Here is a 26,031-nt window from a genome sequence, read left to right as displayed (position 1 = left end):
CGCCGGTCAGTAGCGCCGGAACCAGAGGTTGACGGCGGCCTGGAGCTCGAGGCGGTCGCCGATCTCGGCGAGGGCGCGGAGCACGGTCTCGGCCGGGAACTCGATGCGCAGCACGGCGGCGAGGTCCTCGGCGTTCTCGAACTGCCAGCGGATGTCGAGGGACCGGCGGGCGAACCCGTGCCGGACCCAGAACCGCTCGTAGGCGCCGACATCCCGCGGGATGCCGTCGAGGGCGAGGCCGTCGGTGAACCAGCGCCCGAGTTCGGAGCGCGTCGAGTCGTGGTCGAGGAAGACCGCGAGCCCGCCACGACGGACGACGCGATCGATCTCCCGCAGGCCCGGTTCGCAGCCAGGGCCGAAGAAGTAGGCCCAGCGCGCGTGGGCGAGGTCGACGGAGCCGGAGGGCACGGGGAGGTCCTGCGCCACGCCCTGACGGATCGTCACATTGCTCAGGTGCCGGGTGCGGTGCTGGGCCGCGGCGGCGAGGGAGGCGCGGGGCTCGACGCCGGTGACGCGCTCCGCGACCTCGGCCAGCCGGGGCAGGTGGAACCCGTTGCCGCAGCCGACGTCGAGGACGTGCCCCCAGGTGGTGTCGCCCCCGAGCAGCCCGGCGCGGGACTCCGCGACCAGCTCGGCGATCGCGGCCTCGATGACCCGGTCGGGGTCGACGGCCCGGTTCTCGACCTCGTAGATCTCGGGGAAGTCCCAGATGTTCGGGCTGGGGATCGCGCCGGGGTAGGCCCCGCTCACGCCCAGGGCTTCCCCGTCAGCCGCTCGTAGACCTCGACGTAGCGGGCCCGCGTCGCGGCGACGACGTCGTCGGGGACCGGCGGTGCCGGCGGCTTCTTGTCCCAGCCCGTGCCGGCCGCCCAGTCGCGGACGAACTGCTTGTCGAGGCTGGGTTGCGCGCGCCCCGGCTCCCAGGTGTCGGCGGGCCAGAACCGCGACGAGTCCGGCGTCAGGAGCTCGTCGCCGAGCGTCAGTTTGCCGTGCTCGTCGAGGCCGAGCTCGATCTTGGTGTCGGCGATGATCACACCCCGCTCCGCGGCGAGGTCCCCCCCGCGGCGGTAGATCTGCATCGTCACGTCGACGAGTTCGTCGGCGAGGTGCGGCCCGACCTGCTCGCGGACCTGCTCCAGCGTCATCGGCTCGTCGTGGTCGCCGACCGCGGCCTTCGTCGTCGGCGTGAAGATCGGCTCGGGCAGCTTCGAGCCCTCGACCAGCCCCGGCGGCAGCGGCACCCCGCTGACGGCCCCGGTCTGTTGGTACTGCGTCGTCCCGGAGCCGGCGAGGTACCCGCGCGCCACGCACTCGACGGGGACCATCCGCAACCGCTTGCACCGGATCGCCCGCCCCGCCCACTCCGCCGGCACGTCCGTCGCCGAGACCACGTGGTCGGGCACGATCCCCGCCAGCTGCTCGAACCACCACAGCGACAGCTGCGTCAGGATCGCCCCCTTGTCGGGGATCGGCGTCGGCAACACCACGTCGTAGACCGAGATCCGGTCCGACGCCACCAGGATCAGCTCGTCCGTCCCCGGGTCGACGTAGACGTCACGCACCTTGCCCGAATGCAGAAGCTCCACCCGTCCATCCTCCCCCGCCCCCGCCGCCCCGCTTCACCAGGCACCCCGCGCTGCTTCACCAGGCACCCCGCTCTGCTCCACCAGGCACTCCCGCTGCTTCACCAGGCACCCCGCTCATGCATGACCGGGTGGTCGAAAATCGGGCGCGCCATGTCCGAATATCGACCCCCTGCTCATGCATGAGCAGTCGGACACGGCCGACGGGACGCGCACCCCGCTCATGCATGACCGGGTGGTCGAAAATCGGGCGCGCCATGTCCGAATTTCGACTCTCTGCTCATGCATGAGCGGAGCGACGGGGTCGGCGGACGGCGGCGGGGGGCGAGGGGGGCGAGGGCGCGCCTGCCGGGGATTGTCGGGGGTACGAACTAGTGTTCGAAGCATGGCGAAGGCGACAGGGTCCCGGGTGGCGTACCGGTGCGGCGAGTGCGGCTGGCAGACGGCGAAGTGGGTCGGCCGGTGCGGGGAGTGCCACGCGTGGAGCTCGATGAGCGAGGTCGTGGCCGCGCCGGGGACGACGCGGCGGACGGCCGGGCGGATCGTGCCGCGGTCGACGCCGCAGCCGATCGCCGAGATCAGCGCCGAGGACGCGAGGTCGACTCCCAGCGGCGTCGGTGAGCTCGACCGGGTGCTCGGCGGCGGGCTCGTCGCCGGAGCGGTCGTGCTGCTCGCCGGCGAGCCCGGCGTCGGCAAGTCGACGCTGCTGCTCGAGGTCGCGGCCCGGTTCGCCCGGACGGGCGCGAAGGTCCTCTACGTCACCGGCGAGGAGTCCGCGGCCCAGGTGCGCCTGCGCGCCGGCCGCGTGAACGCGCTGGAGCAGACCCTCTACCTCGCCGCCGAGACCGACCTCGGCGCGGTCGCGGAGCACGTCGCGGAGGTCGATCCGGCGCTGCTGATCGTCGACTCCGTCCAGACGATCGCGACCGCCGACGCCGAGGGCAGCGCGGGCGGCGTCACGCAGGTGCGCGAGGTCGCCGCCGGCCTGACGCGCCTGGCGAAGGACCGTGGGATGACGACGGTGCTCGTCGGCCACGTCACCAAGGACGGCAGCATCGCCGGGCCGCGGGTGCTGGAGCACCTCGTCGACGTCGTCCTGCACTTCGAGGGCGAGCGCACCGGCCGGCTGCGCATGGTGCGCGGCGTGAAGAACCGCTACGGCCCCTCCGACGAGGTCGGCTGCTTCGGCCTGCGCGACGACGGGATCGAGGAACTCCCCGACCCCAGCGGGCTGTTCCTCTCCCGCACCGCGGCGGGAATCCCTGGCCAGTGCGTCACCGTCACCGTCGAGGGCCGACGTCCGCTGGTCGCGGAGATCCAGGCGCTCGTCGGGCCGGCGATCGGCAACCACCCGCGCCGGACGAGCTCGGGGCTCGACTCCTCCCGCGTCGCTCTCGCGCTGGCGGTGCTCGAACGTCGCGGCGGGGTGCGGCTGAGCCAGAGCGACGTGTTCACCGCGACCGTCGGTGGGGTCCGGATCACCGACCCCACGGCGGATCTGGCGGTGTGTCTGGCGGTCGCGAGCGGCGCGACCGACGAGGCGCTCCCAGGTGACCTCGTCGCACTCGGGGAGGTCGGCCTGACCGGCGAGATCCGCCCCGTCACCGGCGTGGCGCGGCGCCTGGCCGAGGCGCAGCGGCTCGGGTTCAAGCGCGCGATCGTCCCGCCCGGGAATTCGGACGCGGCACCGAAGGGCATGGCCGTCATCGAGTGCTCGACACTCGCCCTGGCCTGGGCCGCCGCGGTCGCTCCGGAACCGCCCGTGCCGTTGCGAACCCTGCACCGCGCCTGACGCCCCGTGTGCGACGGAGCGTGAAAACGGCTCAGAAGCACCAGAAACCGTTGTGGTTCACGCAAAGGGTCGGTGACGAACCGGTCGCGTTCTGTTGCCAGGTCGTGCGAATCCGCAGGTTGCGGCGTTTACACTCGCTGGGACGACTGCAGCTGCGCAGGCCAGGTGGGGGAGTGTGACCACGATCGAGCGTCCCGATCGATCGGGAGCCGAACACGAGGCGCTTCTGCGCGCCACGCTGGCCGCCGTCGCCCCGGGGACGCAACTGCGCGAGGGCCTCGAACGCATCCTTCGCGGCCACACCGGCGCGCTGATCGTGTTCGGCCACGACAAGACCGTCGAGTCGATGTGCACCGGCGGGTTCGTGCTGGACGTCGAGTTCTCCGCGACGCGCCTGCGTGAGCTGGCGAAGATGGACGGCGCGATCGTCCTCGACCGCGACGCCACGAAGATTCTGCGCGCGGCCGTGCACCTGATGCCGGACTCGTCGATCCCCACCGAGGAGTCGGGTACCCGGCACCGCACCGCGGACCGCGTCTCACGCCAGGTCGGGCTGCCGGTCATCTCGGTCAGCCAGTCGATGAATCTGATTGCCCTTTACATCCAGGGGCAGCGGCACGTCCTCGAGGAGTCGCGCTCGATCCTCGACCGCGCGAACCAGGCCCTCGCCACGCTCGAGCGGTACAAGCTCCGCCTCGACGAGGTCTCCGGCACCCTGTCGGCGCTGGAGATCGAGGACCTCGTGACGATCCGCGACGTCGCCGCCGTCGCCCAGCGCCTGGAGATGGTGCGCCGCATCGCCCGCGAGATCGAGGGCTACGTCGTCGAACTCGGCACCGACGGCCGCCTGCTCGCGCTGCAGCTGGACGAGCTCATCTCCGGCGTCGAGCCGGACCGTCAGCAGGTCGCCCGCGACTACCTCCCGCCGATCACCGGCCGGAACCCGTACACGGTCGAGGACTCGCTCGAGGCGCTGAACTCCCTCACCGCGACCGACCTGCTCGACCTCCCGACCGTCGCCCGCGCCCTCGGCCACTCCGGCAGCCCGGAGGCCCTCGACGCCGCCGTCAGCCCCCGCGGCTTCCGGCTGCTCGCGAAGGTCCCGCGTCTGCCCTCGGCCGTCATCGACCGCCTCGTCGAGCACTTCGGCGGCCTGCAGAAGCTCCTCGCGGCGAGCATCGACGACCTCCAGCGCGTGGAAGGCGTGGGCGAGTCCCGCGCCCGCTCCGTCCGCGAAGGCCTCTCCCGCCTCGCCGAGTCCTCGATCCTCGAGCGCTACGTCTGACCCCGGCCCCGGTTGACAAAGGGTGACACCCCATATCAACGGCCAGCCCCCGGTCGACAAAGGGTGACACCCCTTATCAACGGGGGGGTCAGCGGAGGTCGATGACGGCGCGCTTGCGGGCCTGAACGCCGCCGGCGGAGCCCTCCACGACGTAGGTGCCGGGCTTCGCGGCGGCCATGCCCTTCGGGCAGCCGGGCTGGGAGCGGACCTTGCCCCAGATGGAGCGGGCCCAGAGGGTCTGACCCGGCTTCAGGAGACGGACGTCGCTGGTGCCCTTGCCCTGGCAGTCGTCGGAGGACCAGATGCGGTCCTTGCCGGAGATGATCGTGATCGACAGCGCCTTCGAGCCCATGTCGACCAGGCACGCGACGTCGCCGGTGTTCTGGACGCCGAGGTAGAGCTTCGGCTTCTGCTTGCCGGAGTACACGCGCTGGTCGGTCTTGAGCTTGACGGCGAGCGCGGACTTGGCGCACGAGTTCGGGCCCGCGGCCTCGCTGTCGGAGGTCGGGGTCGCGGTCACCGACGGGGTCGGCTTCGCGGTCTTCGTCGGCTTGGCTGTCGGACCGACCGTCGGACCCACGGTCGCGGCGGTGGCGGTCGGAGTCGCGGTCGCCGGGGTCACGGTCTCGTCGCAGAGCGGCTGACCGTCCTCGCCGACCATGTCCGCGACGTTCGGGTCGGAGCACGGGGCCGCGGGCGTACCGCCGGGCTCGTAGGGGTTGTTCGGGTCGTCAGCGACTCCGGGGTCGCTGGACGGCGCCTCGGTCGGGACTGGCGTCGCTTTCGGGGTCGGCGTGAAGGTCGAGACGAGCGGGACCTCCCGCTGCACCACGGTCTTCGACAGGTCGGGCCCATCCCCGCCGCAGGCCTTCGCCATCAGGAGCACCACGACCGCGAACGCAGCAAACACCATCGCCCGTCGACGCCAGTACACCGCCGAGGGCCGTTCACCGGCTGGATCGAGAATGGAGTTCATGACTGCTCGCCACGGTAGGCCGGACCCGTCGCCGGACCTGGAAGCCACGCCGGGAACGCGACTGGTCTCACAGGTCCTGCAGTGGTATGCCGCCAACGCGCGGGACCTGCCCTGGCGCGCGCCCGGCATCGACGGCTGGTCGGTCCTCGTCAGCGAAGTGATGCTCCAACAGACCCCGGTCGCGCGGGTCCGGCCCGTGTACGAGGCGTGGATGACGCGCTGGCCGACGCCGGACGCGCTCGCCGCCGACTCCCCCGGCGAGGCGGTGGCCGCCTGGGGCCGGCTCGGGTACCCGCGCCGGGCGCTGCGCCTGCACGAGGCGGCGGTCGCCATCACCGAACGCCACGACGGCGTCGTCCCCGCCGACTACGAGGCGCTGCGAGCCCTCCCCGGCATCGGCGACTACACGGCAGCCGCGGTCGCGTCCTTCGCCTACGGACGGCGCCACGTCGTCCTCGACACGAACGTGCGTCGCGTTCTCGCGCGCACCGTCGACGGGCGCGAGCTCCCGGGCACCTCGATCACCGCCGCCGAGCGCGCCCGGGCGACGGCACTGCTGCCCGAGGACCCCGCCACCGCCGCCCGCTGGGCCGTCGCGTCCATGGAGCTCGGGGCGCTGGTCTGCACCGCTCGCTCCCCCCGCTGCGAGCTCTGCCCCGTCGTCGCCAACTGCGCCTGGCACGCCGCGGGCCGGCCCGCCGACGACGGCCCGCCCCGCAGGGTCCAGACCTACGCCGGCACCGACCGCCAGGTCCGCGGCCGGCTGCTGGCCGTCCTGCGCGACGCGTTCCCGGACGCCGTCCCCGCCGACGTCCTCGCCGCCTGCTGGGACAGGGCCGAGCAGCGCGAACGGGCCTTTAACGGGCTCGTCGCCGACGGCCTCATCGAGGCCGCCGGCGACGAGATGTTCCGTCTACCGGGTGTGGCTACTCCGTAGAGCCGAGCTCCACCGGCGGGGAGTCGGGGACGGTGATCGGCTTCGGCTCACCGCGGAAGGTGAACTTGGCCGAGTCGCCCTCGCCCTCGACGTCCACGACGACGATCTGGCCCGGACGCAGCTCGGAGTAGAGGATCTTCTCCGAGAGGGCGTCCTCGACCTCGCGCTGAATCGCACGACGCAGGGGCCGGGCGCCGAGGACCGGGTCGAAGCCCCGCTTCGCGAGCAGCTGCTTCGCCGCCGGCGTGACCTCGACGGCCATGTCCTTGTCCTTCAGCCGCTCGTCGAGCTTGGCGACCATCAGATCCACGATCTGGATGATCTCCTCCTCGAACAGCTGGTGGAACACGACGATGTCGTCGACGCGGTTGAGGAACTCGGGCCGGAAGTGCTGCTTGAGCTCGTCCTGGACCTTGAGCTTCATCCGCTCGTAGCCGGTCTGCTGGTTGCCGTCGGCCGCGAAGCCCAGGTTGATGCCCTTGGAGATGTCCCGGGTACCCAGGTTCGTCGTCATGATGATGACGGTGTTCTTGAAGTCGACGACCCGACCCTGGGCGTCGGTCAGGCGACCGTCCTCCAGGATCTGCAGCAGCGAGTTGAAGATGTCCGGGTGGGCCTTCTCGACCTCGTCGAACAGGACCACCGAGAACGGCTTGCGCCGCACCTTCTCAGTCAGCTGGCCGCCCTCTTCGTAGCCCACGTAGCCGGGGGGCGAACCGAACAGGCGCGAGACCGTGTGCTTCTCGGAGAACTCGGACATGTCCAGGGCGATGAGGGCGTCCTCGTCGCCGAACAGGAACTCCGCGAGGGTCTTGGACAGCTCGGTCTTACCGACACCGGACGGGCCGGCGAAGATGAACGAACCACCCGGACGCTTCGGGTCCTTCAGACCGGCGCGGGTACGGCGGATCGCCTGCGAGAGGGCCTTGATGGCTTCCTTCTGACCGATGACGCGCTTGTGCAGCTCGTCCTCCATGCGGAGCAGTCGGGTCGACTCCTCCTCGGTCAGCTTGAAGACCGGGATGCCCGTCGCGGTCGCGAGGACCTCGGCGATGAGCTCCTCGTCCACCTCGGCGACGACGTCCATGTCGCCGGCCTTCCACTCCTTCTCGCGCGTCGACTTCTCGGCGAGGAGCTGCTTCTCCTTGTCGCGGAGCGAGGCAGCCTTCTCGAAGTCCTGCGCGTCGATCGCCGACTCCTTGTCCCGGCGGACCGAGGCGATGCGCTCGTCGAACTCGCGCAGGTCCGGCGGCGCGGTCATGCGACGGATGCGCATGCGCGAGCCGGCCTCGTCGATGAGGTCGATCGCCTTGTCCGGCAGGAACCGGTCGGAGATGTAGCGGTCGGCCAGGGTGGCGGCCGCGACCAGCGCGGAGTCGGTGATCGAGACGCGGTGGTGCGCCTCGTACCGGTCGCGCAGGCCCTTGAGGATCTCGATGGTGTGCGCCAGCGACGGCTCCGCGACCTGGATCGGCTGGAAGCGGCGCTCGAGCGCGGCGTCCTTCTCCAGGTGCTTGCGGTACTCGTCCAGCGTCGTCGCGCCGATGGTCTGCAGCTCACCGCGGGCGAGCATCGGCTTCAGGATCGACGCGGCGTCGATGGCTCCTTCAGCAGCGCCGGCACCGACCAGCGTGTGCAGCTCGTCGATGAACAGGATGATGTCGCCGCGGGTGCGGATCTCCTTGAGGACCTTCTTCAGCCGCTCCTCGAAGTCACCGCGGTAGCGGGAACCGGCGACCAGGGCGCCGAGGTCGAGGGTGTACAGCTGCTTGTCCTTGAGGGTCTCGGGGACCTCGCCGCGGACGATCTTCTGGGACAGGCCCTCGACGACGGCGGTCTTGCCGACGCCGGGCTCGCCGATCAGCACCGGGTTGTTCTTGGTGCGCCGCGAGAGGACCTGCATGACCCGCTCGATCTCCTTCTCGCGCCCGATGACCGGGTCGAGCTTGCCCTCCCGGGCGGCCTGCGTGAGGTTGCGGCCGAACTGGTCGAGCACGAGCGAGGTGGACGGCGTGCCTTCCTGGGGACCGCCGGCGGCCGCCGGCTCCTTGCCCTGGTAGCCGGACAGGAGCTGGATGACCTGCTGGCGGACACGGTTGAGGTCCGCGCCGAGCTTGACCAGCACCTGGGCGGCGACGCCCTCACCCTCGCGGATGAGACCGAGCAGGATGTGCTCGGTGCCGATGTAGTTGTGGCCGAGCTGCAGCGCCTCGCGCAGCGACAGCTCCAGGACCTTCTTGGCGCGCGGAGTGAAGGGGATGTGCCCGGACGGGGCCTGCTGGCCCTGGCCGATGATCTCCTCGACCTGCTGGCGGACGGCCTCCAGCGAAATGCCCAGGCTCTCCAGGGCCTTCGCAGCGACACCCTCGCCCTCGTGGATGAGGCCGAGCAGGATGTGCTCGGTCCCGATGTAGTTGTGGTTGAGCATCCGGGCCTCTTCCTGGGCCAGGACGACCACCCGACGGGCTCTGTCGGTGAATCTCTCGAACATGTTCTGCGCTCCCCTACGGCCTTTACGTGCGAGGGCCTAACGCCGTCCTTCGCCACTCTAGTCCCGGGGACCTGGTCATGACGGGCGAGGACCACAGCCGTTACCTGCCCTGAACAACGCCCAGAACGCTCCCGCAACAACGAGGGCCCCGCACCTCTCATCGGTGCGGGGCCGCTGCAGCTGAAGCGTTGTTCGGTTCGGGGACCGGATGTCCTATTTGTGAACCTTCTCGTACTGCTCGACGATCGACGCGGGAATACGACCGCGTTCGCTCACGTCGAGACCGTTCGTCCGCGCCCATTCCCGGATGTCGGCAGTGCGCGCGTTTCCGGTGCGGGCCTTCGCCTTACCGCGGGCGGCGCGGCCACCCACACGGCGGGCGGAGCCCACATAGAGGGCCATCGCGTCGCGCAACTTCGCGGCGTTCTTGGCGGAAAGATCGATCTCGTAGGCGACGCCGTCGAGCGAGAAGGAAACCGTCTCAGCGGCCTCACCGCCGTCCAGGTCGTCCTCAAGAATGACCAGCGTCTTTTGCGCCATGGTGGGCATTCCCCTGTCTGCAACGGTTCGATACGCGGAAAAGCAAAGCAGGAATTCCCCGGCCTCGCAATCCGGCTCAGTCGTTCCAGCTTAGAGGAATCTATAAGGTCAGCAGCATCCGGGAGTTACCCAAGGTGTTCGGCTTCACCCGTTCGAGATCCAGGAACTCGGCGACACCTTCGTCGTACGACTGCAGAATCTGCGCGTACACCTCTTGATCGACCGGGACGCCGTCGATCTGCTGGAATCCGTGCTTGGTGAAGAACTCGACCTCGAAGGTCAGGCAGAACACCCGCGCGACGCCGAGTTCCCGCGCGACTTCGATCAGCTTCGCCAGCAGCAGGTGCCCGACGCCGGTGCCGCGCTCGTCCGGGGTGACGGCCAGGGTGCGGACCTCGGCGAGGTCCTCCCACATCACGTGCAGCGCCCCGCAGCCGACGACCCGGGGGCCGGTCTCGGTCGTCCGCTCGGCGATCCAGAACTCCTGCACGTCCTCGTACAGCTGGACGGTCGGCTTCGAGAGCAGGATCTTGTCGTCGGCGTAGACGTCGATGAAGCGCTGGATCTCCCGCACGTCCGCGGTGCGAGCGCGCCGGATCTGCACGCTCACTCCGGACGGACGAACGGGAACAGCACGGTCTGCCGGATGCTGGCGCCGGTCATCATCATGAGCAGCCGGTCGACGCCCATGCCCATGCCGCCGGTCGGGGGCATCGCGTACTCGAGGGCGCGGAGGAAGTCCTCGTCGAGCTGCATCGCCTCCGCGTCGCCGCCGGCGGCCTGCAACGACTGCGCGGTGAGCCGGGCGCGCTGTTCCACCGGGTCGATGAGTTCGGAATAAGCAGTGCCGATCTCGGTGCCGAATGCGACGAGATCCCACCGTTCCGCCAATCGCGGATCCTCCCGGTGAGCCCGCGTCAGCGGCGAGACCTCGGTGGGGAAATCGCGGTAGAACGTCGGCAGAACCGTGCGTTCCTCCAGCAGGTGCTCGTACATCTCCAGAACAATCTGGCCGCGGTTCCAGTCGGGGTTGTACGGGATGTCCGCCTTCTGGCACAACGCGATCAGGTCCGCGACCGGAGTGTCGGCGGTGATCTCGGTTCCGAGGGCCTCGGACAATCCCTCGTTCACCGTGACCGTGCGCCATTCGCCGCCGATGTCGAATTCCTCGCCACCGCGGTTGATGACGGTGCTTCCGACGGCGTCGCGCGTCGCGTTCAGGATGAGACGTCGCGTCAGGTCGGCCATCGTGTTGTAGTCGCCGTAGGCCTCATACGCCTCGAGCATCGTGAACTCCGGATTGTGCGTCGCGTCGACGCCTTCGTTCCGGAAGTTGCGGTTGATCTCGAAAACCTTCTCGACACCGCCGACCGCAAGTCGCTTCAGATACAACTCGGGCGCGATACGCAGATACAGGTCCGCGTCGTAGGCATTGATGTGCGTGACGAACGGACGCGCATTCGCGCCGCCGTGAATGGCCTGGAGCATCGGCGTCTCGACCTCGAGAAAGCCCGCCTCGGCCAACGTGTTTCGCAGAGAGCGAACCATCTCCGAGCGCATCGTGAGCATCCGCCGGGCCTCGGGGTTCACGATCAGGTCGACGTAACGCTGTCGGACCAACGCCTCCGGGTCGGACAGACCCTTGTGCTTGTCCGGCAGCGGGCGCAGGCACTTGGCGGTCAGCGTCCAGGAGTCGGCGAGGACCGAGAGCTCACCCCGCTTGGAGGTGATGACCTCGCCGGTGATGCCGACGTGATCCCCGAGGTCGACGTCGGACTTCCAGGCCGCGAGCGCGTCCGGCCCGAGCTTGTCGAGGGAGAGCATCACCTGGATGTCGCCGCTGCCGTCCCGCAGCGTCGCGAAGCAGAGCTTGCCGCCGACCCGCGAGAGCAGGACCCGGCCGGTCACCCCGGCGGTTTCCCCCGTGTGGGTGTCGGGCTCGAGGCCCGTGTGCTTCGCCGCGAGCTCGGCCGCCGTCGCGGTCCGCTCGAAGGTCACCGGGTACGGGTCGACTCCCGTCGCCCGCAGCCGCTCCAACTTCTCCCGCCGGACCCGCATCTGCTCCGGCAGTTCGTTCTCCTCGATCACCCGCAGAGATTACTTCCCGCGGGAGGACGCCTACGCAGGCGTATTCCGCTCGAAGATGAGGCGCAGGCCGACGAGGGTGAGCCAGGGCTCGTGGACGTCGATGGTGGAGGCCTCGGCGAGGATGATCGTCGCGAGGCCGCCGGTGGCGACGACGGTGACGGTGTCGGGGTCGTCGGAGAGCTCGGCGGCCATGCGCTCGACGATCCCGTCGATCTGGCCGGCGAAGCCGTAGAGGATGCCGGCTTGCATGGCCTCGACGGTCGACTTGCCGATGACCGAGCGGGGGCGGGCGAGCTCGACCTTGCGGAGCTGGGCGCCGCGGGAGCCGAGGGCCTCGACGGAGATCTCGATGCCGGGGGCGATCGCGCCGCCGATGTACTCGCCGCGGGCGCTGACGGCGTCGAAGGTGGTCGCGGTGCCGAGGTCGACGACGATGCACGGGCCGCCGTAGAGGTGCGCGGCGGCCAGGGAGTTCACGACGCGGTCGGCGCCGACCTCCTTCGGGTTGTCCATGAGGACGGGGACGCCGGTGCGCACGCCGGGCTCGACGACGACGGACGGCACGTCGGGGTAGTACCGGCGGAACATCTCGCGCATCTCGTGCAGGACCGAGGGGACGGTCGAGCACATCGAGATGCCGGTGACGAGGTCGCCCTCGGGCGCACCGCCGGGCGGGACGTACCGCTCGAGCAGCGACCGGAACGTCACGGCGAGCTCGTCGGCGGTCCGGCGGGCGTCGGTGGCGATCCGCCAGTGCTCGACGATCTCCTTGTCGTCGAACAGCCCCAGGACGGTGTGGGTGTTGCCGACGTCGATGGTGAGCAGCATCAGCTGGACTCCTCGCGCAGGTCCAGAGCAATGTCGAGGATCGGCGCCGAGTGGGTGAGCGCGCCGACGGAGATGTAGTCAACACCGGTGGCCGCGACGGCGGCAGCGTCGGCGAACGTCAGCCCGCCGCTGGCCTCGAGCCGCGCCCGGCCGTTGTTCAGGGCAACCGCCTTCCGCATCTGATCGGGCGTGAAGTTGTCGAGCAGGACGAGCTCCGCACCGGCTTCGAGCACGGCCTGAAGCTGCGTCAGGGAGTCGACCTCGACCTCGACCGGGAGGTCCGGGTACCGGGAGCGCACGGCCTCGAACGCCTCGACGATCCCGCCCGCGGCGATGACGTGGTTGTCCTTGATCAGCGCCTCGTCCCACAGCGACAGGCGGTGGTTCACGCCGCCCCCGGCGCGGACGGCGTACTTCTCCAGCGCGCGCAGGCCGGGCGTGGTCTTGCGGGTGTCGCGGACGCGGGCGCGGGTGCCGGCGAGGGCGTCGGCCCAGGCGCGGGTCGCGGTCGCGATGCCGGAGAGGTGGCACAGGAAGTTCAGCGCGGTCCGCTCGGCGACGAGCAGGTCCACCGTCCGACCCGAGACCGACATCAGCACGTCGCCGCGACGGACGCGCTCGCCGTCCTTCGCCAGCAGGTCGACCAGCGCCGCGCCCCGCGTCACGGTCTCGAACACCGCGCGGGCGACGGAGAGGCCGGCGACGACCCCGTCCGCGCGGGCGACGACGTCGGCGGTGCTGCGCTGCTCGGCGGGGACGGTCGCGGTGCTGGTGACGTCCGCGCGGCCGGGGGCGAGATCCTCGGCCAAGGCGCGGGAGACGATGTCGAGCACCTCCGCGACCGGGAGCCCGGCCTCGCCGAGCTCGGCTGAGAGCAGCGCGGAGGGGACGCCGAGGTGCCCCGCGGTGTGCACCATCGAGACCCCCTCGTCGGTGAGGCGGCAGTCCAGATGACCGAGCCACTCGGCATCGTCGCGGTCGGGGTAGTCCTCGCGCCAGTGGGAGCCGCGGGTCTCGGCGCGCTCGGCGGCGGCCGCGACGAGGAACCGCGCGACCGTCAGCAGGTTCGTCGTCTCCCAGGACTCGACGCACGGCTCGCCGGGGTGCGAGCGGCCGAGGAAGATCAGCGCGCTCTCGGTCTCGCGCAGGCCGCGGTCGTTGCGGAGCACGCCGGCGCCGGCGCTCATCAGCTGCTGGATCTCCCGCCGGACGCTGCCCGCGATGACGCCGGGCTCCCGGCGGTCCTTGATCGGCTCGCGACGGGCGGGGCGGCCGGTGCGGAACGTGCGCTCGAGGTCCTCGGCGATCCGCTCGGCGAAGACCAGGCCCTCGAGGAGGGAGTTCGACGCGAGGCGGTTCGCCCCGTGCACGCCGGAGCACGCGGCCTCGCCGCAGGCGTACAGGCCGGGGACCGTCGAGCGGCCCGCGAGGTCCGTGCGGACCCCGCCGGAGGCGTAGTGGCACGCGGGCACGACCGGGATCAGGTCGGTCACCGGGTCGATGCCGTGCTCGCGGCACTTGGCGAGGATCGTCGGGAAGCGCGCCTCCCACGTCTGCGCGCCGAGGCCGCGGGCGTCGAGCCACACGTGCGGGACGCCGGTCGCGTTCATCCGGCGCAGGATCGCCTTGGCGACGACGCTGCGCGGCGCGAGGTCGCCGAGCTCGTGCTCGCCGGCCATGAACGGCTGGCCCTTCGCGTCGACGAGCACCGCGCCCTCGCCGCGGACCGCCTCAGAGATCAGCGGCTGCTGGCCGGCGGCGCCGGGGCCGAGCCAGAGGACGGTCGGGTGGAACTGGACGAACTCCAGGTCGCGCACGACCGCGCCGGCGCGCAGCGCCATCGCGGTGCCGTCGCCGGTGGAGACGAGCGGGTTCGTCGTCGCCTCGTAGACCTGGCCGAGGCCGCCGGTGGCGAGGACGACGATCGGGGCGTGCACCGCGCCGACACCGTCGCGCTGGCCCTCCCCCATCACGTGCAGCGTCAGGCCGGCGACGCCGCCGTCGGCCCCGAGCAGCAGGTCGAGACCGAGAGCGTGCTCGATGACCTCGATGCGCGAGTCGGCGCGGACGGCGTCGACGAGTGCGCGCTGGATCTCCGCGCCGGTGGCGTCCCCGCCGGCGTGGGCGATGCGGTCACGACGATGACCGCCCTCGCGGCCGAGGGCGAGTTCCCCGTCGGCCGCGAGGTCGAACACGGCGCCGCCCGCGATCAGGCGGCGAACAGCAGCCGGGCCCTCGTGGACGAGGAGCCGAACCGCATCGGGGTCGCACAAGCCGTCCCCCGCGAGGAGGGTGTCGCGCTCGTGCTCGGCGGGGCTGTCCTCCGGGCCGAGGGCGGCGGCGATGCCACCCTGCGCCCACTGGGTCGAGCCCGCCGCGAGGACGTCCTTGGTGACGAGCAGGACGCGGCCACCGAACTCCGCGAGGGAGTTCGCCGCGCGGAGCGCGATCGTCAGCCCGGCGATGCCGGACCCGACGACGACGACGTCGGCCTCCGCAACCCATCCGGGCTCCGGTGCAGCGAGCCGCCGCGGCAACCCGCTCATGGCCTGGTCGTCGCTCCGCTCAGCGGCCGACGTGCACGGGCGCAGCGGCGTGACGGTTCATCAGAACGTCGCCACGCAGGTCGCCGCGGTCCTCGCCGTCGCCGGGGACGGGAGCGGCCGGGTCGCCGTCGATGTGCACGATGTTGTTGCGGCCGTCGACGTGCACGACCTTCGGCTTCAGCTCGCGGGCCTCGGCGTCGGTGACGCCCATGTAGCTGATGATGATGACGAGGTCGCCGGGCTGGACCAGGCGCGCAGCGGCACCGTTGATGCCGATGATGCCGGTCCCACGCGGGCCCGGGATCACGTAGGTCTCGAGGCGGGCGCCGTTGTCGATGTCGACGATCGCGACCTGCTCGCCGGCGAGGAGATCGGCGGCGTCGAGGAGGTCCTCGTCGATGGTGATCGAGCCGACGTAGTGCAGGTCGGCCTGCGTCACGGTGGCGCGGTGGATCTTGGACTTCAGCATGGTGCGGAACACGGTGGCGGCGTCCCTTCAGTTCCGGGCGGTCTGCACGGTCGGACCGAGCAGCACGGGCAGGTTGTCGATCAGCCGCGTTGTTCCGGCTTTCGCAGCTACCAGCAGGCGGGTCTCGCCGGTGTCTGGTGCAGGGGCTAGTTCGGGGTCGCGCAGCGCAACGTAATCCACGACCAGGCCGGGTTCGGCAGCCAGGGTCGCCTTCGCGGCCGCGAGGACGGCGTCCGGGCCGTCGGGACCGGCCGCGGCTCCGGCGCGCAGCGCGCGGGAGATCGCGAGGGCCCCGGCGCGCTCGGCGTCGGAGAGGTAGCGGTTCCGGCTGGAGCGGGCGAGCCCGTCCGCCTCCCGCACCGTCGGGACGGGCGCGATCCGGACGTCGAGGTCGAGGTCGGTGACCATCTGCCGGATCAGGGTCAGCTGCTGGTAGTCCTTCTCGCCGAAATAAGCGATCTGAGGGCCAGTCAGGTGCAGCAGCTTCAGCACGACGGTGAGGACACCGTCGAAGTGGCCGGGCCGGGATGCACCCTCCAGGTCATCGCCGAGCGGGCCGGCGGTGACCACGGTGGCCGGGCGGCCGTGCGGGTACATCTCGGCCTCGCCCGGATGGAAGAGCACGTCCACCCCGGCCTCCGCGCACAGCGCGAGGTCGGCCTCGAAGGTGCGCGGGTACTTGTCGAGATCCTCGTTCGCCCCGAACTGCAGGGGGTTGACGAAGATCGTCGCGACGACGCTGGCGCACTCCCGACGGGCGGTGCGCATCAGCTCGGCGTGCCCGTCGTGCAGGGCACCCATCGTCATCACGACGCCGCGGGGCCCGGGCCTCGTGAGTTCGAGTTCGGCCAGGGCGGCGTTCAGTTCCGCACGGGTGCGCGCCACCACGGGGGTGGTCGTCGTCGGGCGTGCGGGATCGAGCAGGGCGGTTGAGGTCATTGCCTTCGTTCCAGTCCTCGTCGGGTACCGGACGTGCAGTGGCGCCACGAGTGTAAACGCCCCCGTCATCTCCGTGTAATCCCGATCCGCGGTGACGCAGGACTCACGAACCTGTGCGTTGGCTGGACGAGTTGAAAGAGGTGGGGCGCCTGAGGCGGCTCAGTTGCCCCAGGTGTTGCAACTCGTCCAACCAGTCCATGACCGCCGGTTCGGCCCGACCGCCGTGCCGGGAGGCCGCCGGGGCGGGGCTCCGGACGGGCGCCCCAGTCAGCGACAGGGTTGAAACGGGTGGGGCGACTGGCGGACGTCAGGGCACCCCACTGGTTGCAACTCTGTCGCTCACTGGGGCCGCGACGGCCGGCTCAGGGCTCGAACGGGTGGCGCTTGCCCAGGACCGCGAGCAGGGAGGACGCGGCGTCGGGGGTGAGCAGGCCCGCGACGAGCGCGCGGTCGGCGGTAAGGCGGGCCATCGCGACGTACGCAGCGGCGGCCTCCGGGGAGACCTTGGCGATCTCCTCGATGTGGACGGCCACGGTCCCGGCGTCCCCGCGGGCGACGGGGCCGGTGAGCGCGTGGTCGCCGGAGCGCAGGGCGTTGTCGAGGGCGGCGCCGAGCAGGGGCCCGAGCAGGCGGGACGGGTTCTCGACCCCGGCCTTCGCGAGCAGCGCGCCCGACTGCGCGACCAGCGTGACCAGGTGATTCGCGCCGTTGGCGAGGGCCGCGTGGTAGAGCCCGCGCTTGTCCTCCTCGACCCACTGAGGGTCCGACCCCATCTCGACGACGAGGGCCTCCGCGACGGGGCGCAGCGGCTCCGGGGCGGTGACACCGAAGCAGGCGCCGGCGAGCCGGGCAAGGTCGACGCGGGTCCCGGTGAAGGTCATGACGGGGTGCAGCGCGAGCGGCAGGCACCCGATCCGGGTCAGCGGCTCCAGGACGTCGGTGCCGTACCGGCCCGAGGTGTGCGCGACGAGGGTCCCGGCGGGGACGGCGTGCCCGTCCGCGAGGCCGGTGGTCAGCGGCGGGAGCGCGTCGTCGGGGACCGCGACCAGCAGCAGGTCCGCCTTGCCGGCGACGTCGAAGGGGTCGGTGAGCGCGACGCCGTCGAGAAGGTCGTGCGCGCGGTCCTGACTCTTACGGCTGACCCCGGAGGCCGCGACCACCCGGTGCCCGGCCTGCATCAGCGCGGCCCCGAGGACCGCCCCCACCTTCCCCGCCCCGATCACCCCGACCTTCAGCCGGGCGGGGCGGCCGGACTTCCCCGGGCGACCAGGTTCGAGCGCGCTCACGCGGTGATCGTCTCAGGGCTCGCCCCCGAGACGGCCGACCGGCCCGGCCCGCGAGGTCATACCGATCGCATCGAGCTGTTTCCGGTGTCAGCCGCCTACGAGGCGATGTAGTGCCACGTCGTACCTGAGGGGGCGAAGCTTGTCCCCAGCGGCTGGAACCAATAGAAGTTTCCGGCGGGGACGGCCAGGCTCTCGGGAGCCACGCACCTCGTCCCGGCGACCGGCACCTTGCAGGTGATCGAAGAGACCGGCCCTTGTGCCTTCCCGGTGTTCGGGTCGGTCGCCACGGTCGCCAGGGTGAATGAGAACCCGGAGATACGGGTGTCGCCGGCGACCCGGAAGTCCGACAGCGTCATGTCCTTGAGTGAGCGCACCGCAATCGGCGAACCGGTTAATCCGAACGGGCTGTAGGCGACGCCGCCCAAGTCGTCTCCGAGCATCTCCCTCGCCGAGGCGCCGACGAACAAGGTGGTGTCGATGCTCGACGGACCGGCTGTCTCGACGACGGGAGAGGCGACTGCGATCTGCATGCCGGCGACCCCGAGAACGGCAGCGGCACCGAAGAACATGAAACTCCGCAACGCGTTGTCACGCATTCGCTGTCACCTCTTTCGCGTGCCAACCGACTCGGCCGGGCACGCGGTATCAGTCATGTCGATTGACGGTGATCCACTCCTTTGGCTGCCGAGCCAACGGACCGGCCCGTGCGGCTCGAGCGCGCCAGGAACGGCCCGGCCCCGCAGGGCCGGGCCGTCCGAAGGGTCTCGCAGCGGTGCCTTACGAGACGTAGTAGCTGAACGTGCCGTTCTCGGGCAGGGCGCTGCCCCCATTGATTCCCTGGAACCAGTAGGCGGCCCCGGCCGGAACGTTGAGCGTTCCGGTCGAAAGACAACTGCGACCGTTCACGGGGACCTGACATTCGATGGACGTGACCGGACCGATGAGGTTCCCGGTGTTCGGGTCCACGTTCTGCCAGGCCAACGCGTAGGTGTCGCCACTGAGGGTGACGTTGTCGGCCGCCTGAACCCTGAAAGCGCTGATCGTCATGGAAGACGTCGCGAAGGCGTAATCGCCTCCCCCTCCCGCGACCGGACCGAACGGAATGACACCGTCGGTCGCGTTGAGCGGGAAACCGGGGATCGAAGCCGTCGCCGTGCCCACAACCAGGGTGACGCCCTGGCCGGGCGGGCCTTGAATGCCCTGCGGACCCATCGGACCTGTCGCACCACGCGGACCCGCCGGGCCGCGAGGACCGGTGAAACCACGCGGACCACGAGGACCACGCTTGCCGTGGGCGGCGACATTCTCGCCGGTGTCCGCCTGACTGAAACTGGAGCCGGTCTGGTTCGCCGCGCCGGCGTTGACGGAAGGTGCCGCGGTGGCGACCTGCATGCCCGCGACCCCGAGAACGGCAGCGGCACCGAAGAACGCGGCGCCGCGCAGGATTTGCTTGCTCATATGGGTTCCCCACTTCCTCCCGGCGCACCTATCCAGCGCTGCTGCTGGAGAGATCTCGGATATGCCGTGGGGAAACCGTCTTTGCTCTGACTTGACTAATCAATGGGACATAGGTGGTCTTGGGTCGCTTTGGTGTCGAAAGTCCCACCTGTCACAGGAGTTATTTCCGCAGGTCAGAGCCCTGTCGGTGCCACAAAAGGGACAAAGTGAATGGCACTCTGTTAACACCAGTCTCAGTGGTCGCTGTCAGCAGCCTCGAAACATAAGTCGCTCAATTCACCCGAGTGGATCACGTCACACGGCTCACATCTTGTTGAGCCCTGCTCGCTTGCGGTAGCCCCGCCCTTTCGGTTGAGGCCGATCTCCCCCATTGGTTGATGCGCAGACCGGGCAAACCGCACCAAACTGCCCTTCGTGACGACACGACGACTCCTGACGGTCCCGCTTCTCGCCGCCCTCGCGACCACGGGGCTGGTGGCGATGCCCGCGCAGGCGGCCTCGCACACGATCTCCCTCGGCGCGATCGCGCGGACGGGGGCGCCGATCGGGGTGACCGGGTCGCTGGTCAGCCTCTCCTCGACGAAGCGGTACACGGTCACAACCGGCCGACCGGCCACGGTGCCGGCCGGGAAGTACGCGCTGGTCGCGGCCATCACCGAGTCGCCGGCGAAGACGCTGGCGGCGCGGGTCCTGGACGTGAAGGCCAACAGCGCGGTCACGTTCGACGCGCGGCAGGGCAAGTCGGTGAGCTTCCGCGTCGACGATCCGACGGCCCGTCAGACCGCGCTGGCGGTGAAGATCAGCGCCGGGAAGAAGGCCGTGCTGAGCCCGGAGTTCCTGCCGGCCGACGCGACCTACGCGATCCCGACCGCGAGCAAGGATCTGAAGTTCGCGGTGCACTCGGTGCTCGCCAACACCGCGGCCGCGGAGACCTCCTACCGCTACGACCTCGTCAAGACCACGACCGGCATCCCGAGCAAGCTCCCGTTCTCCACCACGCGCAAGAAGCTCGCGAAGGTGACGATGAGCCTCGGGGTGCTCGACCCGGATCAGCAGGTCGCGCTCCGGCTCAGCCCGCGCAAGGCCGACAGCACCCTCGTCGTCACGCACGACGGGCCGTGGGTCGAGCACCCGCCCGCCGCGGCGCTGACCTCCTACCGGACGCCAGACCTGGTGTGGCGGACGGACCTGTTCGTCGCGGGCGCGCACGGCACGGCGTCGCTGTCGATGCAGGCGCCGGTGAAGAACAACCGGCTCGTCCGCTACGCCGCCGGCAAGAGCTACCGCGAGGACTGGGGCGGCGGGGTCTGGGCGGTCACCCCGGAGAGCGTGAACATCGCGGTCGACCGGCGCACCCTCGAGGTGGGCGGGCGCTCGCCGATCTGCGCGCCGTCCACGGGCGCCGTCCGCGTCGACTCCTGCGAGCTCACGCCGGTCAGCGTCACCTACTCGCTGTTCAGCGGCGGCAAGCTGCTCAAGAGCGGGACGAACATCAAGTACCGGATCCCGACGGCGCGCAAGACCTACGTCGTCGAGATGGTCGCGCGGCGACCGGAGGGTGCCGGGCGTTCGGCGGTCGTGACCGCGCGCTGGTCGTTCAAGGCCGACGGCACGTTCAACGGCGTGCGGCCGGCCGAGGCCGGGCGCATCCGGCTCGTCCCCGCGGGCATGGACCTGCGTGGCCTGGTCAAGCCCGGCGCGCTCACGAAGATCACGATGGGCGTGGAGGAGCTGGCCTCGGTCAAGTCGGTGAAGCTGGAGTACTCCACCGACGGTGGGGCGACCTGGCGGACCGTTCCGGTGACCAAGTCGGGCTCGTCGTGGCGCGCGAACGTGCCCGCGCCGGCGAGCGGTTGGTTGAGCCTGCGGGCGACGGCGAAGTCGAAGTCCGGAGCGAGCGTCGTCCAGACGGTGACCAACGCCTACGGCGTCCGCTGACGCGTCGTCAGGTTCCCGCCATCCAGCGCTCGGGGCCGGCGGAGCGGCGGCCCTCGCGGGCGCGGGCGGCCTGAGTCTCGGCGAGCTCGCGGGCCTCGGCGGCGTCGCGGTGCGCGACCTCGACCACGACCGGGCCGGGGACGCTGTCGAGCCGGACGGTCGCGAGACCGAGGCGTCGCTGCCACGGGCCCTGAGTCAGGCGGACGGACTGGGTCTTGCCGTGCGGGACGACGTCGAGGTTGCGGCGGAAAAGGCCGCTCGTCGCGACGAAGACGCGGTCGTCGGCGCCCCAGGCCAGGCCGCGCCACCAGAACGGGCGGGCGCGGCCGGCGCGACGCGGGGCGGGGTTGAGCGGGATCGTCCCCGGATCGACGCCGGGCAGGATGCGGCCGATCACCGCGAGCGCCGTGGCACGCGGGGCGACCGGGAGCAGGACCGACGTCGACTTCTGCGCGGCGTCGTTGCCGCCCGCGTAGCCGGCGACGTTGATGAGGACGCGGACCCAGTCGCGGTTGCGCCAGAACAGGGGCTGGATGATCCGCAGCGCCTGGACCCGGCCGGGCGGGACGGTCTGGCTGTGCCGGGCGAGGAGGCCGTGACGGAGCCTCAGACCGTCGGGTGACTCGGCGACGGTGAAGTCGAAGCCGCTCTCCAGCTCGCGCCAGGCGAGGGTGCCGAAGGCGAGCAGGACCGGGATCGCGGGGAAGATCAGCGCCGGCTCGCGCTGCCAGATCGCGACGCCGATCAGCACCGAGCCGCCGACCACGAGCAGCGGCACCCAGACCGTCAGCAGCAGCGACGTCATCAGCGCGGCGACCGGGACGCGGACCAGGACCTGCTCGGGCGCCTCGGGGGCGTCCGGGCGCACGCCCGCGGCCCGGGCGAGCAGCTCGGCCCGCAGCGTCCGGGCCTTGTCCTCGGAGAGGTAGGCCAGGCGTCCCTCGGCCGCTCCCCCGCCGGCGACCTCGAGACGGAGCTCGGCGAGGCCGAGGATCCGCGCCACCAACGGCTGGACGACGTCGATCGCCTGCAGCCGGGAGAGTCGGATGTGCCGGCTCTTGCGGAACAGCAGGCCGGAGTCGACGCGCAGGTCGTCGCCCTCGATGACGTAGCGGGTGAACCACCACGTCCAGAACCCGAACGCCAGCGCCGCGACCGTGACCGCGGCGAGGATCAGCAGGATCTGGACCACGTCCGCCTCGCGGACCGCGTCCTGGCCCGCGACCACCGTCGCCCCGATCATCGCCGCCCAGCCCCGGGCGAACGGGGTCAGCGGGTGCAGCCGGGCCGCGAGCCGGGGCTCCTCGGGCGGATCGACCGGGAGGGACGTCGGGTCGGGCGGAGGCTCCGGCGGCGGCGGGAACCCCGCGGGGGCGTAGGCGGGGTCGGGCGGATGGAACTCGGTCACAGGCCCGCCGACCGGGCCTCGCCGAGGCGGGCCAGGGTGTCGCGGAGGCGCTGGGCCTCGTCCGGGGGCAGCCCCGGGATCCGGGCGTCGGACGCCGCGGCGGCGGTGTGGAGCTGGACCGTCGCGAGGTTGAACCGGCGCTCCAGCGGCCCGGCCGTCACGTCGACGAACTGCATCCGCCCGTAGGGGACGACGACGAGCCGGCGGAACAGCCAGCCGCGGACGACGAGGAGGTCCTCGTCCCGCTCCGAGTACCCCCAGGCCTCGTAGTTGCGGCGGATCAGCCGCCGGCCGAGCGCGTAGAGCCCGCCGAGGACGACCAGCGCCACCCCGGCGCCGATCAGCCCCGGCGTCGGGTCGTCCAGGACGGCCGTCAGCGCCCCGACCCCCACCGCGAGCAGGGCGAACGTCCCGAGGACCCCCGTCAGCACCGTCAGCCGCAGCGACCGCAGCCGGGGCGAGACCGGGGTCCACCGGTCCTCGAGCGCGAACGGGTCCATGCCCCCACGCTAGGCGGCCCCGAGTGTCACCCCAACGGAGGCGGGTGGGGATGTCAGCGACGCAACGCAAAGCGAACGCGTGTCGTGTGGGTTTGGTGTTACTCGAGAGACAGAATCGTCGTGAGGCAGGTTCACGTCGGAACCAGTCTTCTTGATCCAGCGTCCGAACCCCTGGACGGTTGTCCCTACGGTGGTCGTGGGGTGACCGCGGGCGGGGTCGGCGACCGCCAACCAGGCAGCGACAACGGGGGCAAACGCGTGGTGCAGGCCAGCGCTCAATCGGCCCGGGTTCCCGGTCCCGGTTCGCGCGGCTCCGCGTCCGGCCTCACGGCCCCGCGGAACCCGAACTCGACGTTCTCGGGCTCGCACGCCGCCGTCGCGCTCTGCGCGGACGCCGCGGCCGACCCGTCCGGGCCGCTGGTCGGCGTCATCGTCGGGCGCGGGGGCACCGGCAAGACGGCGATGCTCGACGCGCTGGCCTCGATCTACTCCGCCGCCGGCGTGACGGTCCACCGCGACGCGTCGGCCTGGCCGCCGCCGGAGGACGCCGTCCTCCTCATCGACGACGCCCGCAACCTGCCCGACGAGGTCCTTCTCGACCTGCGCCGGATGGTCGAGGCGGGCCGGCAGCGGATCGTCGTCGCGACGCGGCCGGGTCCGGACCTCCCGAACGTGGACGCCCTCGCCGCGGCCCTCGGCCGCCAGCGGGCGCCGATCGTGCTCGGCCGGCTCTCGCGGGCCGAGGTGACGGCGCGCGTCGAGGGCCTGTGCTCCGGCTCGGGCAGCGCCGCGCTCGCCGCGTTCGTCCACGAGCAGACCGCCGGGACGCCGAAGCTGGTCGACGCCCTCGCCTCTGCGCTGTGCGCCGCCGGGCTCGTGCCCGACGGGCCGGGGCACGCGGGCTGGGCGCCGGCGAAGATCCCGACGAGCGTCCTCGAACTGCTGCGCCTGGACCTGAGCGCCCTCGGGCCGGAGCCGCTGAGCCTGCTGCTCGCGCTCGCCGTCGGGGCGGAGCTGAACCCGCAACTGCTGGCCGACGTCCTGAACTCCGAGCCCGCGTCCGTCGAGCACGCCGCCGAGGTGGCGCGCGCGAGCGGCCTGCTCACCGAGACCGGCGCGCTGCTGCCGCTGGCCCGGCACGCGCTGCTCACCCTCGCGCCGCCGATGCGCATCCAGGCGATGCGGACCGGTTGGGTCGCCGCCGTCCACCGGCGCGGCGGCTCGATGCTCGAGCACGCCCGCGCGCTCGCGGGGGCAGGGATGACCGGGCCCGAGGTCGGGGCCGTGCTCGCCGCCGGCGCCGCGGAGGCTCCGACGCCGACCGAGGCCGTCAAGCTCTACGCCGCCGCCGTGCAGGCGGGAACCCCGATCGCCTCCGTCGCCGCGAAGCTGGGCCGCGCGAGCGCGCTCGTCGGCGACCTGAACACCGCGCTGCGCCTGGCCGACATCGCGATCTCCGACGCGAACGCGCCCGACCGGGACGTTGCCGTCGCGGTCGCTGCGACCGTCCTCGCGACGCGCGGCATGCTCAGCCGAACCGCGCAGCTCTACCGCTGGTGGGCCAACACGACCGGCGAGCCGCCCGTGCTCGCGGTGCCGGCGCTGCTCGGCGTCGGCGACCTGCCCGGCGCGCGCGCCGCGCTGGAGCACGGCCTGCTGCCGGCGCCGACGCTGTCCGACGGCGTCGAGACGCTGCTCGCCGAGGGCGTGCTGGAGAGCGTGACGGGGACGCCGAGCCTCGCGCTCTCGCTCCTCGCCCGCGCCGCGATGCTGCTCGAACCCGCCGCCGAGCGGACCCTGATGCCCGACACCCCCGCCGCGCTCGCCGCGATCGTCGCGCTGAACTGCGGGGAGTTCGACGTCGCCGAGTCGGTGCTGACCCGCGCGGTGGCGTCCCGCCTCGGTGGCGAGCCTGCGATGTCGCGCTACCGGCTGCTGCAGGCCTGGACCGCGATGCAGCGCGGCGACCTCGAGACCGCCCGCGCCCTCGTCGGCTCCGCCGGCCCGGGTGGTGGCGCACTCGAGCCCCGCGAGGAACTGACCGCCGCCGCCATCGAGGTCGGGCTCGCCCGACGCGAGGGCGACCTCGGCGCGCTGAACACCGCGTGGCAGCGGGCCCGCCAGGCGATCGTCCGGCACCCCGTCGACCTGTTCGCGCTGCACGCGGTCGGCGAGCTCGCCGTCGCCGCCGCGCGGCTGCAGGAGGAGAGCTGGATCCGTCCGCACCTGTCCGAGGCGTGGGCGCTGCTCGACCGCCTCGGCCAGCCCGCGCTGTGGGCGACCCCGATGCACTGGTACGCCGTCCAGGCCGCTTCTCTGGCGGACCGTCCGGCTGACGCTGAGTCACATATTGCTGTACTCGAAGCCGCGGCACCCACCTACCCGCAGGCGGCGGTCCTCGCCGCGGCGGCGCGGTCCTGGCTGCGCGTGATGGCGGGTCAGGTCGACGCCACCGAGGTCGAGGCCGCGGCGCGGCGTCTGCACTCGATCGGCCACGCGTGGGACGCCTCCCGCCTCGCCGGCCAGGCCGCCGTCCGCACCGGTGACCGCCAGATGATGTCGGCGCTGATGAGCGTCGCCCGTTCGCTGCGTCCGGCCGCCGGGGGTTCGGTCTCCGCCGAGACCGCGGGCCTGGACCTCCCCGCCGAGACTCCGGCCTTCCCGTCCCCGACGCGTCCCGCGGACTCGGCGCCGGCCCCGTCGTCCTCGTCGTCGAGCGGGGTCAGCCTCTCCGAGCGCGAGCGCGAGGTCGCCGCTCTTCTCGTCACCGGCCTGACGTACAAGGAGATCGGCGAGCGGCTGTTCATCTCCGCGAAGACCGTCGAGCACCACGTCGCCCGCATGCGTCAGCGCCTCGGCGCCGGCAGCCGCGGCGAGCTGTTCTCCCAGCTCCGCGCCGCCCTCGACAACGACGCCTAACCGTCGTTGATAAGGGGTGACACCCCTTATCAACGCGGGGGTCGCAGG

General features: G+C 71.6%; 21 protein-coding genes. 5 read left to right on the top strand and 16 right to left on the bottom strand.

Annotated elements, in window-relative coordinates:
- Positions 1-6: 6 nt before the first annotated feature.
- Both SPOPO_RS0112105 and SPOPO_RS0112100 read right to left on the bottom strand, forming a co-directional pair.
- Entirely contained in the window at positions 7-750 is a 744-nt protein-coding gene (locus SPOPO_RS0112105; protein ID WP_019875042.1) for a class I SAM-dependent methyltransferase, read from the bottom strand.
- Entirely contained in the window at positions 747-1,586 is an 840-nt protein-coding gene (locus SPOPO_RS0112100) for a phosphoribosylaminoimidazolesuccinocarboxamide synthase (protein WP_019875041.1), read from the bottom strand. The genes SPOPO_RS0112105 and SPOPO_RS0112100 overlap by 4 nt, the downstream gene beginning before the upstream one ends.
- Positions 1,587-1,968: 382 nt before the next feature.
- On the opposite strand from SPOPO_RS0112100, the gene radA reads away from it, so the two are divergent.
- Both radA and disA read left to right on the top strand, forming a co-directional pair.
- A complete protein-coding gene (radA, locus tag SPOPO_RS0112095) occupies positions 1,969-3,375 on the top strand; it encodes a DNA repair protein RadA (RefSeq protein ID WP_019875040.1) in 1,407 nt (468 codons plus the stop codon).
- A 226-nt stretch (positions 3,376-3,601) separates the two neighbouring features.
- Complete coding sequence (gene disA / locus SPOPO_RS0112090; protein WP_028984725.1) at positions 3,602-4,660, top strand: DNA integrity scanning diadenylate cyclase DisA; 1,059 nt, start codon at positions 3,602-3,604, stop codon at positions 4,658-4,660.
- Positions 4,661-4,748: 88 nt separating this feature from the next.
- Here disA and SPOPO_RS0112085 read toward each other — a convergent pair whose 3' ends face one another.
- On the bottom strand, positions 4,749-5,636 hold the full coding sequence (locus SPOPO_RS0112085; protein ID WP_156869839.1) for a hypothetical protein: 888 nt from the start codon (positions 5,634-5,636) through the stop codon (positions 4,749-4,751).
- On the opposite strand from SPOPO_RS0112085, the gene SPOPO_RS0112080 reads away from it, so the two are divergent.
- Entirely contained in the window at positions 5,626-6,573 is a 948-nt protein-coding gene (locus SPOPO_RS0112080; protein ID WP_019875038.1) for an HhH-GPD family protein, read from the top strand. The genes SPOPO_RS0112085 and SPOPO_RS0112080 overlap by 11 nt on opposite strands.
- Here the strand turns inward: SPOPO_RS0112080 and SPOPO_RS0112075 are convergent.
- The 11 genes from SPOPO_RS0112075 to SPOPO_RS35890 all read right to left on the bottom strand — a co-directional run bounded on the left by SPOPO_RS0112075 (position 6,563) and on the right by SPOPO_RS35890 (position 19,218).
- Positions 6,563-9,064: an ATP-dependent Clp protease ATP-binding subunit gene (locus SPOPO_RS0112075; RefSeq protein ID WP_028984722.1), complete on the bottom strand. Its 2,502-nt coding sequence runs from the start codon at positions 9,062-9,064 to the stop codon at positions 6,563-6,565. The genes SPOPO_RS0112080 and SPOPO_RS0112075 overlap by 11 nt on opposite strands.
- A gap of 213 nt (positions 9,065-9,277) precedes the next feature.
- Entirely contained in the window at positions 9,278-9,604 is a 327-nt protein-coding gene (locus SPOPO_RS0112070) for an Lsr2 dimerization domain-containing protein (RefSeq protein WP_019875036.1), read from the bottom strand.
- A 100-nt stretch (positions 9,605-9,704) separates the two neighbouring features.
- Complete coding sequence (locus tag SPOPO_RS35165) at positions 9,705-10,208, bottom strand: amino-acid N-acetyltransferase (RefSeq protein ID WP_019875035.1); 504 nt, start codon at positions 10,206-10,208, stop codon at positions 9,705-9,707.
- 2 nt (positions 10,209-10,210) lie between these two features.
- Positions 10,211-11,662, bottom strand: a complete 1,452-nt coding sequence (gene lysX / locus SPOPO_RS35160) for a bifunctional lysylphosphatidylglycerol synthetase/lysine--tRNA ligase LysX (protein WP_033386361.1) — start codon at positions 11,660-11,662, stop codon at positions 10,211-10,213.
- Positions 11,663-11,722: 60 nt separating this feature from the next.
- A complete protein-coding gene (locus SPOPO_RS0112055) occupies positions 11,723-12,520 on the bottom strand; it encodes a type III pantothenate kinase (protein WP_019875033.1) in 798 nt (265 codons plus the stop codon).
- On the bottom strand, positions 12,520-15,066 hold the full coding sequence (locus tag SPOPO_RS0112050; RefSeq protein ID WP_019875032.1) for an L-aspartate oxidase: 2,547 nt from the start codon (positions 15,064-15,066) through the stop codon (positions 12,520-12,522). Before SPOPO_RS0112050 ends, SPOPO_RS0112055 begins: the two co-directional genes overlap by 1 nt.
- A gap of 19 nt (positions 15,067-15,085) precedes the next feature.
- A complete protein-coding gene (gene panD / locus SPOPO_RS0112045; protein WP_019875031.1) occupies positions 15,086-15,547 on the bottom strand; it encodes an aspartate 1-decarboxylase in 462 nt (153 codons plus the stop codon).
- A 15-nt stretch (positions 15,548-15,562) separates the two neighbouring features.
- Positions 15,563-16,474, bottom strand: a complete 912-nt coding sequence (gene panC, locus SPOPO_RS0112040; RefSeq protein WP_019875030.1) for a pantoate--beta-alanine ligase — start codon at positions 16,472-16,474, stop codon at positions 15,563-15,565.
- Between the two features lie 362 nt (positions 16,475-16,836).
- On the bottom strand, positions 16,837-17,760 hold the full coding sequence (locus tag SPOPO_RS0112035; RefSeq protein WP_019875029.1) for a Rossmann-like and DUF2520 domain-containing protein: 924 nt from the start codon (positions 17,758-17,760) through the stop codon (positions 16,837-16,839).
- A 95-nt stretch (positions 17,761-17,855) separates the two neighbouring features.
- The gene (locus SPOPO_RS0112030; RefSeq protein WP_019875028.1) at positions 17,856-18,356 is read right to left on the bottom strand and encodes a hypothetical protein; all 501 of its coding nucleotides are present in this window, start codon (positions 18,354-18,356) and stop codon (positions 17,856-17,858) included.
- Positions 18,357-18,537: 181 nt separating this feature from the next.
- On the bottom strand, positions 18,538-19,218 hold the full coding sequence (locus SPOPO_RS35890) for a collagen-like protein (protein WP_019875027.1): 681 nt from the start codon (positions 19,216-19,218) through the stop codon (positions 18,538-18,540).
- Positions 19,219-19,632: 414 nt separating this feature from the next.
- On the opposite strand from SPOPO_RS35890, the gene SPOPO_RS0112020 reads away from it, so the two are divergent.
- On the top strand, positions 19,633-21,156 hold the full coding sequence (locus SPOPO_RS0112020) for a hypothetical protein (protein ID WP_156869837.1): 1,524 nt from the start codon (positions 19,633-19,635) through the stop codon (positions 21,154-21,156).
- A gap of 7 nt (positions 21,157-21,163) precedes the next feature.
- On the opposite strand, the gene SPOPO_RS0112015 is transcribed toward SPOPO_RS0112020, so the two are convergent.
- Positions 21,164-22,564 (bottom strand): PH domain-containing protein, encoded by a 1,401-nt coding sequence (locus SPOPO_RS0112015; RefSeq protein WP_019875025.1) that lies wholly within the window; start codon positions 22,562-22,564, stop codon positions 21,164-21,166.
- On the bottom strand, positions 22,561-23,064 hold the full coding sequence (locus SPOPO_RS0112010) for a PH domain-containing protein (protein WP_019875024.1): 504 nt from the start codon (positions 23,062-23,064) through the stop codon (positions 22,561-22,563). The genes SPOPO_RS0112015 and SPOPO_RS0112010 overlap by 4 nt, the downstream gene beginning before the upstream one ends.
- 201 nt (positions 23,065-23,265) lie before the next feature.
- Here SPOPO_RS0112010 and SPOPO_RS29230 point away from each other — a divergent pair, with 201 nt between their 5' ends.
- Positions 23,266-25,983 (top strand): LuxR C-terminal-related transcriptional regulator, encoded by a 2,718-nt coding sequence (locus SPOPO_RS29230; protein WP_019875023.1) that lies wholly within the window; start codon positions 23,266-23,268, stop codon positions 25,981-25,983.
- The last annotated feature ends 48 nt before the right edge of the window (positions 25,984-26,031 follow it).

It is taken from the genome of Sporichthya polymorpha DSM 43042, from assembly GCF_000384115.1.
GTDB classification, from domain to species: Bacteria; Actinomycetota; Actinomycetes; order Sporichthyales; family Sporichthyaceae; genus Sporichthya; species Sporichthya polymorpha.
The sequence above is the reverse complement of the archived record's forward strand: the minus strand, read 5'-3'. Positions and strand labels throughout refer to the sequence as shown.

Bases quoted from the DNA above. Each gene is read 5' to 3' on its own strand.
- radA (WP_019875040.1), top strand. From the start codon at position 1,969: ATGGCGAAGGCGACAGGGTCCCGGGTGGCGTACCGGTGCGGCGAGTGC.
- SPOPO_RS0112080 (WP_019875038.1), top strand. From the start codon at position 5,626: ATGGAGTTCATGACTGCTCGCCACGGTAGGCCGGACCCGTCGCCGGAC.
- SPOPO_RS0112085 (WP_156869839.1), bottom strand. From the start codon at position 5,636: ATGAACTCCATTCTCGATCCAGCCGGTGAACGGCCCTCGGCGGTGTAC.
- SPOPO_RS0112075 (WP_028984722.1), bottom strand. From the start codon at position 9,064: ATGTTCGAGAGATTCACCGACAGAGCCCGTCGGGTGGTCGTCCTGGCC.
- SPOPO_RS0112070 (WP_019875036.1), bottom strand. From the start codon at position 9,604: ATGGCGCAAAAGACGCTGGTCATTCTTGAGGACGACCTGGACGGCGGT.
- lysX (WP_033386361.1), bottom strand. From the start codon at position 11,662: ATGCGGGTCCGGCGGGAGAAGTTGGAGCGGCTGCGGGCGACGGGAGTC.
- SPOPO_RS0112055 (WP_019875033.1), bottom strand. From the start codon at position 12,520: ATGCTGCTCACCATCGACGTCGGCAACACCCACACCGTCCTGGGGCTG.
- SPOPO_RS0112050 (WP_019875032.1), bottom strand. From the start codon at position 15,066: ATGAGCGGGTTGCCGCGGCGGCTCGCTGCACCGGAGCCCGGATGGGTT.
- panC (WP_019875030.1), bottom strand. From the start codon at position 16,474: ATGACCTCAACCGCCCTGCTCGATCCCGCACGCCCGACGACGACCACC.
- SPOPO_RS0112030 (WP_019875028.1), bottom strand. From the start codon at position 18,356: ATGCGTGACAACGCGTTGCGGAGTTTCATGTTCTTCGGTGCCGCTGCC.
- SPOPO_RS35890 (WP_019875027.1), bottom strand. From the start codon at position 19,218: ATGAGCAAGCAAATCCTGCGCGGCGCCGCGTTCTTCGGTGCCGCTGCC.
- SPOPO_RS0112010 (WP_019875024.1), bottom strand. From the start codon at position 23,064: ATGGACCCGTTCGCGCTCGAGGACCGGTGGACCCCGGTCTCGCCCCGG.